Below are 289 nucleotides of genomic sequence, written 5' to 3' on the forward strand. Positions count from 1 at the left end.
GAAGAAATAACGGCTTTTAGAGCTACCTTTGGTGAAATTATTGTCAAACCACTTTACGGCAATGGGGGAGCGGGTGTTTTCCATTTAAAACAGGATGATCGCAATTTAGCATCGCTGTTGGAAATTTTTGCACAAATTTATCGTGAACCTTTTATTGTTCAGCGTTATTTGGATGCTGTACGAAAAGGGGATAAGCGAATTATTTTGCTTGATGGTAAACCTGTTGGAGCGATTAATCGAATTGCCGCAGAAACAGATGTGCGCTCTAATATGCATGTTGGAGGGCGCG

General features: G+C 41.2%; 1 pseudogene. It reads left to right on the forward strand.

The annotated features are described in order from the left end of the window. Positions 1 to 289 (forward strand): annotated as a pseudogene (locus tag ACFINO_RS11085) (glutathione synthase); the annotation flags it as partial.

This window comes from Bartonella sp. AA83SXKL, assembly GCF_042196965.1.
Classification (GTDB): Bacteria; Pseudomonadota; Alphaproteobacteria; order Rhizobiales; family Rhizobiaceae; genus Bartonella.